This window comes from Limisphaera ngatamarikiensis, from assembly GCF_011044775.1.
In the GTDB taxonomy this organism is placed as follows: Bacteria; Verrucomicrobiota; Verrucomicrobiia; order Limisphaerales; family Limisphaeraceae; genus Limisphaera; species Limisphaera ngatamarikiensis.
In genome coordinates, this window is record NZ_JAAKYA010000094.1 from 1 (window position 1) to 2,812 (window position 2,812).

Annotated in this window: 2 protein-coding genes; both read right to left on the reverse strand. The window is 62.2% G+C overall.

Features of this window, described 5'->3' with window-relative positions:
* Nucleotides 1–917: 917 nt before the first annotated feature.
* Nucleotides 918–1,322, reverse strand: a complete 405-nt coding sequence (locus tag G4L39_RS13780) for a hypothetical protein (protein WP_165109071.1) — start codon at nucleotides 1,320–1,322, stop codon at nucleotides 918–920.
* Nucleotides 1,323–1,356: 34 nt separating this feature from the next.
* Nucleotides 1,357–2,812: RHS repeat-associated core domain-containing protein (locus G4L39_RS13785; protein WP_165109073.1), on the reverse strand; the 1,456-nt coding region annotated here is incomplete at its 5' end.

A 2,812-nucleotide genomic window follows, 5' to 3' on the forward strand; every position in this document is an offset into this window, starting at 1 on the left:
GTCCAGGTCGTAGTTCATCAGCTCCGGCGTCTGCACCACCACCGCCGTCCGCACCTCGCCCTGCAGCCGGTCGCGTCGGTACAAAGGCATGGGGGGACTCAACCACAGAGACACAGAGGACACGGAGAACGGCCAAAAGAGAGCGCGCAAAGCATGTGGCGAGCTCCATGGCGGCGGTTGGTGTCCGGCAAAGCGTTCCGCAGCCTCTTGCCCCTGCAACAAGTCGGGTGGCCGGTATCGCTTCCGATCAGCAGCTTATTATAGGCGCATTCGAGCTGACGGCGGGGATGAGGTCCCTCCCATGCGACTTTACGGTAGGGGCACAGTGCTCTATGGCCGAAATTCTCGCGGACGGCGGGGACGCCGTCCCTCCCCGACCTGGCGGAGTTCGCAAGGGCATCCGGCCACCGGGTGTCGTTGCAGGCTCCGTAGAGGCGCCCGTGGTCTGCCTTTGCTTGCGGACCGCGAGGACGCGGTCCCTCCCATGCGACCTTGCGGGAGGGCACAGTCCCCCGTGCCCGCATCTTTCTACGGACCGTGGGGATACGGCCCGTCCCTTACCTGCGCCGTCCCGCCCATCCGGGACGGTCGCCGTCCTCGCCCACCCCATGGGGTCCAGATCGCCGCCCGGCCGGCAAGCAACCTCTCCGCCCGACACTTCGCCACACGCCGCACGGCTCCATGCATCCCAAGCCCCTATGCGCCTCCACGTGCCCCCTCTGCGCCTCTGTGCTTCATTGCAAAATCACATCCGCCCAAAGCACGCTGGCCAAAGCATCCGGTGGGCTGGACACTGGCGTTGAGGCTCAGGACGTCGACGACCTCCAGTTGTGCTCGAGGCTGGCCCTGCGGACTCTCCGGATCGCTCCTTCAGTGCCATGATCACCTCCCGGCGGACTTCGACTCCGCTGTGCAGCTCAATCCACGGGCAAGCCCTTCAGGGCTATCCCCACAAACCCACTCACGACAAGCGCTATGCACTCGCCCAACAGCCCCACCGAAGTGAACCCGAGCTTCACATACCACTTCCCCGGGTACAACAGGCCAGCCACAAAAGGAAGAACGGTCAGTCCAAGCAAATAAGGTCCCCCATAGTCGACCATAACCTGTCCGGGATGCACAACCTTGCGCCACACATACGCCGACACCATGATTGCAACCGCTCCACCCGCGCCACACAACGCCCATTTCCACCGCTTCAGCGCCCACCCCAACCACACGCTGCCAAACAACACCAGGTGCACGGCAAGTTGCAGCCACCCCCCCAACCATCCGCCACCAAATGAAACGGGCTCGTGTGTAAACACTCCAATCAGCGTCATGCTATAGGCAGTTCCCAACAACGCTTTTGCAAGCCTAGAACGTACACTCCGCTCCATGATAACAACCCGTAATCTGATACGGCCTCCACCCACACTTCAGTGCATTTTCAGCCGCCCATACCAGCGTGGTTTTGATTTCAGCATCCGCGAACCGGTGCGTTTTTCGCCACTTGGGATCGAAATCGTACGTGTCATCCAGACAGACGCTGAACGAAAACACCCCACACGCGCATGTAGTGCTGATGGTCAGCTCCACGTAGCCCAGCGCAAGCTCCCATGGAGCGCCCACAGCCGCCACCTCTTTTGTTGAGTTCATCCAGTAACGACTACCATGCTTGCAACGGCGCCGCTCCGCCTCGATCATGTCCAACACTGTCATCCCGTTCCCGGCTCTGGCAACGCTTACCACCGATTCCATGTCCCTGCACGATAACTCCCACGTCCCCCCAGAGCCCGACACATACCTGTCCCACGCTGCCTTCTCCTGTGGTGTATTCAAGAAGCTCCTGATAAGGTCTGCGGCTAGACGGCAGTGTAACGACGGTCGCGGCGCAGGAGGCTGCGGTGGTGGATAGCGTGTCGGAGGCCACCAAGGCACGTCCATCGGCGGCAGCAGACCCAAAATATCATATCGGAACACCGGCGCATTAAGGACAAATGCATAGGGCTGCGCACCCAAGAGACTCGCAGGCCCGGATCTTAACGAGAAGCTGCCAGGCTGTTCCCCTAACGGATCCCTGCTCAACCACCTTCCCAGGGCGGGACTGTAGGCGCGGTATTCGTACAGCACCAGGCCCGTTCCGTCCTCCGTCCGCTTCGTGCTGAACCGGAACGGATTCAGCCCCGCCGCAGCGCCCGTCAGCCGCAAAGGCTCTCCAAACGGGCCATACTCGTACCGCGCAGTCTCGGTACCGGTGCTCGCGGACACCAGGTTCCAGACGTTCCCGTTGCCGTCGTACGTCACAAAGTGCACACCTGAAGCAGGGCCGGTGTTCAGGCGCACCCACAACAACCCGCCCACTCCACCCGCTCCGTCCAGGCTTTCCGAGAGATCCAATCCCCACACGTACGACCGCACCACCGCACCGTTCGTCCCGTTCAGCTCCGCAATGTGACGACCGAACCACACGGGATCACTCACCAGCTTCAGATCCTCCACCACCTGCCACGTGTTGTTGGTCCAGACGTACCGCACCTGCCGTACCCGACGCCCCAACGCATCGTACGTCCAGTCCACCCGACGCAGATCCACAACGCCCCAGCTCATCACGCGCACCAGCCGGTTCTCAGCATCCCAACTGTACACCCACCGACCGTCCCGGACAAGATTCCCGTCCAGGTCGTAGTTCATCAGCTCCGGCGTCTGCACCACCACCGCCGTCCGCACCTCCCTCTGCAACCGGTCCCGATTCCCCCGAACCACCCCCAGGTTCGTCACCACCACCCCCACCGCACCCGTCGCATTGTTCACCCACACCTCCCCATACCAG

Excerpts from the sequence above, each read along its gene's own strand:
- G4L39_RS13780 (WP_165109071.1), bottom strand. The coding sequence starts at position 1,322 with ATGACGCTGATTGGAGTGTTTACACACGAGCCCGTTTCATTTGGTGGC.